At 62.8% G+C, this 7,571-nt stretch carries 8 protein-coding genes and 2 pseudogenes; 5 read left to right on the plus strand and 5 right to left on the minus strand.

The annotated features are described in order from the left end of the window. Positions 1-366: 366 nt before the first annotated feature. Positions 367-777 (minus strand): hypothetical protein, encoded by a 411-nt coding sequence (locus ACZYZ3_RS14435; protein WP_463964498.1) that lies wholly within the window; start codon positions 775-777, stop codon positions 367-369. Between the two features lie 867 nt (positions 778-1,644). Between ACZYZ3_RS14435 and ACZYZ3_RS14440 the strand changes: the two are divergent. Further along, a pseudogene (locus ACZYZ3_RS14440) lies at positions 1,645-1,899 on the plus strand (DinB/UmuC family translesion DNA polymerase); the annotation flags it as partial. Positions 1,900-2,000: 101 nt separating this feature from the next. On the opposite strand, the pseudogene ACZYZ3_RS14445 reads toward ACZYZ3_RS14440, so the two are convergent. The 3 genes and pseudogenes from ACZYZ3_RS14445 to ACZYZ3_RS14455 all read right to left on the minus strand — a co-directional run. Further along, positions 2,001-2,363 (minus strand): annotated as a pseudogene (locus ACZYZ3_RS14445) (LLM class flavin-dependent oxidoreductase); the annotation flags it as partial. Next, positions 2,360-3,010, minus strand: coding sequence for an alpha/beta hydrolase (locus tag ACZYZ3_RS14450; protein WP_463964499.1), 651 nt, complete (start codon positions 3,008-3,010; stop codon positions 2,360-2,362). The pseudogene ACZYZ3_RS14445 and the gene ACZYZ3_RS14450, both read right to left, overlap by 4 nt. A gap of 177 nt (positions 3,011-3,187) precedes the next feature. After that, positions 3,188-3,985 (minus strand): dioxygenase family protein, encoded by a 798-nt coding sequence (locus ACZYZ3_RS14455; RefSeq protein ID WP_463964500.1) that lies wholly within the window; start codon positions 3,983-3,985, stop codon positions 3,188-3,190. Between the two features lie 177 nt (positions 3,986-4,162). On the opposite strand from ACZYZ3_RS14455, the gene ACZYZ3_RS14460 reads away from it, so the two are divergent. The 4 genes from ACZYZ3_RS14460 (at position 4,163) to ACZYZ3_RS14475 (ending at position 6,966) form a co-directional block, all read left to right on the plus strand. Further along, positions 4,163-4,372 carry a hypothetical protein gene (locus ACZYZ3_RS14460; protein WP_463964501.1) on the plus strand — a complete coding sequence of 70 codons (210 nt, stop codon included), beginning with the start codon at positions 4,163-4,165 and terminating at the stop codon, positions 4,370-4,372. A gap of 34 nt (positions 4,373-4,406) precedes the next feature. Beyond that, positions 4,407-4,802, plus strand: a complete 396-nt coding sequence (locus ACZYZ3_RS14465) for an HsmA family protein (RefSeq protein WP_463964502.1) — start codon at positions 4,407-4,409, stop codon at positions 4,800-4,802. A 900-nt stretch (positions 4,803-5,702) separates the two neighbouring features. Beyond that, positions 5,703-6,443 carry an SDR family NAD(P)-dependent oxidoreductase gene (locus ACZYZ3_RS14470; RefSeq protein WP_463964503.1) on the plus strand — a complete coding sequence of 247 codons (741 nt, stop codon included), beginning with the start codon at positions 5,703-5,705 and terminating at the stop codon, positions 6,441-6,443. Between the two features lie 319 nt (positions 6,444-6,762). Continuing rightward, positions 6,763-6,966, plus strand: a complete 204-nt coding sequence (locus ACZYZ3_RS14475) for a cold-shock protein (RefSeq protein ID WP_120949954.1) — start codon at positions 6,763-6,765, stop codon at positions 6,964-6,966. 19 nt (positions 6,967-6,985) lie between these two features. Here ACZYZ3_RS14475 and ACZYZ3_RS14480 read toward each other — a convergent pair whose 3' ends face one another. Beyond that, positions 6,986-7,177, minus strand: coding sequence for a hypothetical protein (locus ACZYZ3_RS14480; RefSeq protein ID WP_463964504.1), 192 nt, complete (start codon positions 7,175-7,177; stop codon positions 6,986-6,988). Between the last annotated feature and the right edge of the window lie 394 nt (positions 7,178-7,571).

Here is a 7,571-nt window from a genome sequence, read left to right on the forward strand (position 1 = left end):
CCCTACTGTGAAAGGCAAACTGGCCTTTGTGGCCTTTGTGGCCTGTGGCACACGATGGTCGGCCCAGGAGCGGGGCTAGGCCCGGATCGATCACCGGCGCACCGTCGCGGGGGCAAGTGTGAGGGCTCTGATTCCGTCAGCAAAGACGGTGAAAACCACACCCGGGGGCGGCAGCGGGCGCGAAACGTCAGATGGCACTTATCGGCACCGCAGCCGGCTTAGCACGACTTGGCACCTACGGTGCATTCACCTCCAGCACCTCTGCCAGCGCCAATGTGGGCCCGGCATTGTCAACATCGCAGTGGTCGCCACCGGCACCGCAGGCGAGGGTGGCAGGGTCTGGCAGCTAAGCCGATTCTTGCTCGGCTAACTCGTCGGCCGAAGCGAGGTGATCATCCTCCTGATATCCCGGTACTCGGGAGTCTCCGCGTACTTTTTCGCCTTCTCCAGATACGGCAGGGTTGCATCTCCAGGCGTCACGTTGTTGGCGGGATCGTAGAACGCCCCGAACATGGCAGAGTTGGGCGGCCAGATGAAGAAGTGGAACACATAGCACGCAGAATCCCCCGATGGTACCGGGCCGGTCACGATGCCGTAGGCAGCTCCCGGCGTATCTGCTGGCCCGGGATCCTCGGCGTTGCCACGGGTCTCGAACACGTACCGGGGTGCCGCACCGTTCTGCGTCAGCGCCGCCAACTCCTGCGAGTCCAGGATGGAGTACGGGTACCGCTCCGTGCAGGTGGAACCCGTGGCCATGTTGGTCCGGAGAGTAGCCAATGGCTTCCCCGCCTGGTTAGTCACCTCCGCGAATGTGCCACCACCCTCAGCCAGCTCACCGGCGGGATCCCTGACGCTCCACGCGGCGGGCAATTCGAATGTCAGCTGGCCGTCCGCCGTCGCGTATTTTGTCCAGGCCGCCGACGCCGCGGGGTCACCAGTAGCGCTCGATGTCCCACCCGACGAGGGCCCTTGGCGCGGTGCTGCGGTTGTCGTGACTGAGGCGACGGGTCCGCTCGCAGTGCCCGCTGCCGGCGGCGCTGCCTGCTGACCGCACCCCGAAAGCGACCAGGCGAATAGAAATGCCGCGGAAACCACAACGCCCGACGATTTTGATCTGCTCACGTGACCCTCCAGGTGCCGACAATGGTCCCCTTAAGTGTCGCGCCCTCCGGGGCTGTGGGATCTCAGCTGGGGCGATTGGCACCGAACCGTTGCTGGGCGTAACGATCGGTCCATTGCGAATGCCCCCAGCAAAGTCGGTAAATGCTATGTCTCGGCCGACGTCTCATCGCAGGGGTAGTCCCCGTGGCAGCCTCCGAGCGGCGTTCTCAACTGCGCAATCGCGAGATCGCCCTGGCCAAACTCGCCGACCTCGTGGCAGAAGGACTTGCTCCCGAAGGTGCCTGCCGCCGGGCAACCAATGCCGCAAAACACTCAGCAAAGATCAGGAAGCGGCAGCTGCGCGGCCAAGCTCGGTGGAGAGCCGGTGCTGGCCAGGAATGTCTAGGGCAGACTGGTGGCGTGAGCGGAATCTTGTGGGCGCTGCGCGTCGATCTCGACCAGTCATCGCGGCCGTCGAAGTGCTCCGGCGGCCGGAGCTTGCGTGACCGAGCCCGCCCACGTGGACGCCGTAAAGAGCGTGCCCTTGAGGATGTTGTCGCCGGAGGCCGGCCCGTGGTTGGGCTCACCCTCAAGGTCCGGTACGCGCCGTTCGACACCTCGACCCACGCGCGGAAGATTCCCGAGACATTCGACCGGAACGAAATACTCGCGCGGGCCCTGGATCTCGCCGCCGGAATCGAAGCGGGCCGCCCCTTCCGGCTCCTGGGCCTGCGGGCCGAAATGGCAATGCCCGACGATGCCCGCAAGGGACATACGCCAACGCGCGGCGGATGGTGACGGCGTCGCCCGTCTGATATGTCGCCTCCGTCCCGTTTCCGAAACCCACTACAAGACTGTTCTTTACCAAGTTGTCCTTCACGAATAAGACCCTGGTCTGCCAGGTAGGCGCCGCGTCCGGCGGTGATTTCGGCGCGTCCGGCGCTGATGAGATCCAGCGTTGTGAAGTCCTCGAAGACCCGGACCGGATCGGCACTCGAGAGGACCGTGACGGTGCTGGTCAGGCGGATTCTCTTGGTCTGCGCGGCCGCTGCGGCCAGCAGGACCGGGGGTGAGGAGACCGCGAAGTCCTCCCGGTGGTGCTCGCCGACACCAAAGACGTCCAGCCCCGCCTCGTCGGCCACCCTCGCCCATTCAAGGATGTCGCGGATGCGCGCACCTGCATCCATCGGCTTCCCCTCGGCGTTGCGGGTGAGCTCGCCAAAGGTGAAAATGCCGATCTCAAACGGGATAGTGGCGCTCATGCGCGTGCTACCGCTTGAGAACCGACCTCAATGGCGAGGAAGTCGCGTACGTCGTCGAGCATGGGTGCGTTGATGCCGTGTGCCAGCCCTGAATACACCCGCTCAATCAGCGAGGTGTGCTGCGGGAGGTACTCGCTGCTGCGGGTAATCGCCGCGGGGGCGATGACCCTGTCGTCTGAGCCTCGGCCCCAGAACAGGGGCGGCCGGCCGCCGCGCAGTGTCTCGTCGCCTGGCTGCGGTGCGCCCAGCACGAAGCCGCCCAGCACTACGGGGGCCAGCACCCGTTCAGGCCGCACCCGCAGCAGCTGGCTGGCCATGAGCCCTCCCTGCGAGAACCCGATAGGCACGATGCGGGTGCCGGGGTCCACGTTTGCCTCGACCCAGGCCCAGATAGCGTCGGTTGCTTTCTCCACAGGCCCGGCCGCCGGGTTTCCGGGCGTGGTGATAGAGAACCATGCCGCGCCGCCGTTGCCGAGCTCAATCGGTGCCCGCAGGGATGCCCACGGCAGGTTCAACCCTAGCGCGGAGCCCAGCGAGCCCAAGTCGTGCTCGTTGGAGCCGAAGCCATGCAGAAAAAGTGCGACCGCATCGGGAACCGCATCGGCGGTCCAGCTTTGAGAGCGCACGTCGCGCAGTGTGGTGTTCATTCGAAGGTCAGCTCCTTGGGTCAGGAAAATCCGGGATCCGGAGTGCGGCTCGTGGACCGCGAAGATCGGCCGGCATGGAACGAACGGCCGTCCGGCCACAGGCACGGCAGCGGGCAGTTCACAGGGTTCAACGGTGGTCGCGCTCAGTGCGAGAACGGCGAGTGGTGTCAGAGCGGCTTAGGTCAGGGTCCACGAGCGCTTTGACAGGCCGAACCAGAACCCGTCGATGGCGGTTTTGGCGTGCAGGTCGCCGGACTCGTAGGCTGCCCCGAGCGCGACATACAGCGGGGCCCAGTGTTCGCTGCGGGGGTGCGCCTCGCGGGCTGCCGGGGCCTTGTGGAGGAAGTCCAGGATGGAGTCGACGTCGCCGCGCGCCATTGCTTCCTCGGCCCACTGATCGAATTCCCGGGAGACCGACGGCGGTGTGCTGTCGGGTCCGCCGGCGGGGTTGAACCAGCGCAGATTGTGCGTGGTGAACCCGGAACCGACGATCAGTGTGCCGCGGTCGCGCAACGGTGCCAGTGACTTGCCCAGGTCGAACAGGCCCTGCGGATCAAGGGTGGGCATGGACATTTGCACCACCGGTACATCTGCGTCCGGGAACATCTCCTTGAGCGGGACATAGGCGCCGTGGTCCAGGCCGCGGTTCTCGTCGCGTTCGACATGGTGGCCATGACCGGCCACGAGCTTCTCCACCTCGGTGGCCAGCCCGGGGGCCTGCGGGGCGTCGTAGGTGACGTCGTAGTACTTCTGGGGGAAGCCGCCGAAGTCATAGACCAGGCCCGGGTTGCGCCCGGTGGCGCTGAGCGTGACCGGGGCGTTTTCCCAGTGCGCGGACACCATGAGAATGTCTTTGGGTTTATCGAAGGTGCCGGACCATTCATTGAGTTCGCGGGTCCAGGTGGCGTCATCAGCCAGCGGCGGCGCACCATGGCTGAGGAAGAGAACCGGAGGGCTATCGAGGGTCGATGTCATGAAATCAGCATATCCGGTTTTACTTGAAGGTTCAAGTTTATTTTTTCTAATCGAATCCAAAGTCCGCGGCCGAAGAAAAATGTGCCAGCAAGGGGCCCTGCACCCCAAGGTGAAGGCCCTGACGCTTGCGCGTAGTTGTTCCGGAATCCGGACCATGCTGCTTCCTGCAGCAGCGGATTGGAAATCATTCCAGTCACCGGCTCCGGCAGCAACATCGACGTCGATAAGGCCTCGTGTATTGTCACGACGCTGCAAATCGCCTGCAGGCAGTTGGTAGGCGGCGAACAACAGCAGCCCTATGTCGTCCTCGACCACGCCGGCCATGAACGGATGTGGAGTACCAGCCAGATAGCCGGCACCTGCCCACGGCATCAACCTTCTGGATGATCCTGAGAAACCGTTGCACCCGTAGTCTCGAGACATGCTCTTGCCTGCGATCATCCTCATCACCTCAGCCCTGGTCTTTTACTCGATCGGCGTATGGTCGGAGCATCTCCAACGCGTTCTGAAGTGGTGGCATGCGGGATTCTTTGCACTCGGCCTGATCTGCGACGCCAGCGGAACGTACCTGATGACTCAACTCGCGGCATCAAGCGAAGTTGGGCCCGGTGGAATCGGCGCGGGCCTCAATGCCGTAATGGCCGTCACCGGGACGGCAGCATTGCTGCTCATGGTGATCCATTTGGGCTGGGCCGTCACCGTGTTGCTGCGTAATAGCGATGTCGAGAAGAAACGCTTCCACAAGTTTTCACTTCTCGTCTGGGCCATCTGGCTCGTCCCCTATTTCACCGGAGCCATTGGCACCAGCCTGGCCTGAGTGTGGCCACCGTAGTCACGCCATCGCATCGTACGAAGCTCAGCCACACAATGGGGCAGAGCAACCTGCCAGCCCAGCAGAACCCGTCAGCAAACGCACGCAGTCATGCACTTACTGGGCTAATCCGCCATGAACAGTCGTGACATCAATGAATGCAAACCAGCTAAGCCAGCAACGCTCACCCAGCCACCGTCCTGTCATGCAGTTAGCGGCCCACACCGCCATGAACAGATAACCAGCGTCACCGTTACACAAACACGAGAGGAGGCATCGGCCACCAACAAAGAGGGCCCCCGAAGGGGCCAACAGTGAACAGATTGTGCACACTCAGAGGCCCAAAAGCCCCTGACCAGGGAAAACACGTGCCCGAGGTGGGACTCGAACCGGGTTCCAGCCCTTGCAAACACTGGACTCCCCCGGAAGCATGCCGAGTACGGGCCAGTACGGCACCTATACGGCCCAGTCCGTGACCCAAAGTGTGGACACTGTCCACACCCCCGATTCTCCCCACCAGAGGCCTACCCCAGACTGCCGCACCCCGCATCGACAGGTTGCGGCAAGTCTCTGTTGGACAGAATTGACGCAGTTGTAAGACTCCCCCAGCGACGGCAACCGGGCCAGGCCCTTGCTCATTGCGGGCGCTTGGGCGGACCGCGCAGGACTGTGGGTCGCCAGGCTTTTCATCACAGACCTGATCCGGGCAGGGATGCACCCGCTCGTGGTGGAACATTGCCGTTGAGGCCTCGTCATCGGGTAGTTGCAACGGTGGGTACTGGATGGCATTTTCCGGTGATTGACCATCAAGAAAGCACTTACACGGGCGCCTGGACTTCGATAGGATCTGCCCCTGACGAAGAAGTATCCCGAGCGTCAAGACGAGACAAAAATGGAGTCGTTGCGATGACAAATGAACGTCTCGTTCTGGTTACCGGCGGCGCCCGAGGGATAGGGCGGTCGATTGCGGAGCACTTGGCCGAGAACGGTTGGAAGGTGATTGCCACGTTCAACACCGGTCACGACGAAGCGATGGAGTTGACGCGCACCCATGGTGTCGAAGTGCGGCAGATCGACATGACGGACCGATCCGCATTGCTGGACTTCGCGCGCCGGATCCGGACCGAATTTCCCTTCGACGCGCTGGTGAACAACGCCGGAATCCTCGAAAAGGAGCGATTTGACGAATTCACACTGGGTGCGTGGGATCGAGCCCTCGAAGTGAATGTGACAGCGCCCCTGATTCTCGCCCAGGAGCTCGGCCGACACATGGGCGCCGGCGGCAGCATCGTGAACATAGCCAGCACGGACGCTCACATCGGGTCCTTCAGAAGCATCGGCTACTCAGCTAGCAAGGCGGCACTTCTTTCCGTCACGCGGAGCCTCGCCAACATTCTTGGGCCCAGAGGAATCCGGGTCAACGCTGTGACCCCGGGCTGGGTCGACAGCGGCATCATCAGCGAATCATACGAAGCAGCAAGCTTGACTCCGCTGGGTCGAAACGGAGCACCTGGAGACATAGCCTCGGTCGTCGCTTTTCTACTAAGCCCGGAAGCAGCGTTCATCACGGGTGCGTCCATCGTCACTGACGGCGGCTACAGCGGTGTGGACTACTACATGAAGCAGGAAAATGACCTTCTTGGCTAAGCCTTTCCGCGTACACGGAATGGTGGCTATTCGGCGGGCTGTTTTCCGGTGAGCCGTGCTCGAAAGGGCCGTGCGCCCCAATGTGGCGTCCACGACCAGCTCCCTGAACGCATTAAGCGGTCCCGGCGTGCCGCATAGGGGCCTTCGCCCCGGTCGCACGGTGAGCACGCGCTCAGCACAAGCCCAAAGATGCTCTCTGTCCGCCGCTGACGGAATTTCTTGCCAGTGGCCGGACCGCCCACATAAACTCAGCCGTGTGAGTGGCCGGGACGGCAATCCGAGAAGCGGAAACGACCAGCGACCCGTGAAGGACATCAGCATGGCTACAGGTACTGTCAAGTGGTTCAACGCCGAAAAGGGCTTCGGATTCATCGCCCCCGACGACGGAAGCGCTGACGTGTTCGCACACTATTCGGCAATCGCTTCCAGCGGTTACAAGTCCCTGGACGAGAACCAGAAGGTCCAGTTCGACGTCACCCAGGGTCCCAAGGGGCCCCAGGCGGAAAACATCCAGCCGCTCTAAAGCTCCTGGAAGAGACCGGTCAGCCTATGCGGCGGGCCGGTCTCTCGTTGTGTTCGGGCACCTGCGAGGCGACGGCCGCATGTTCTTCTTCCCGCTTCCTGGCCCGCAGCGCCTTCGCTTCGGCCTTCTGGATCGAGGCCCCCGCCGCGTTGACGCCGGCGGAGGCAGAGATCGTCCGGATCTGATTGAGGGCAACGTGGCCAGCTCCCACCGTCAAAAGCGAGAGAAGCTACGCCGGATACCCGGAAGCCGGATGCGGCGATGACGGGAAAAATGATGGCTGCGGCGGCGGGTTAACTCGTGGGACGGCAGAGGCAGCAAAGCCCACCGATTCCTGCAACTCGCCTCGAGGCCGGCCCCGCCTGCCGACTGGCCAGGCTCAGCGAGCTCATGATCAGCTCCGGATCAGTTGCCAGGTCATGCCGTTCCCCCCGCTGTCCTGCATGAAGAGGTATCAGAGCGGAAAATCCGGACCAGCCGCAAATCCAGGTCCATCCAAAGAATAATCAGCAAGTCATGTTGTACGCGGGGCAAAGTCATATGGTCGTAGCAACGCTCTGATTGATGGAGCGTTTTATGGTCAAGTTATTTCCTCCGAATGCCCG

It is taken from the genome of Pseudarthrobacter linnaei (assembly GCF_055412825.1).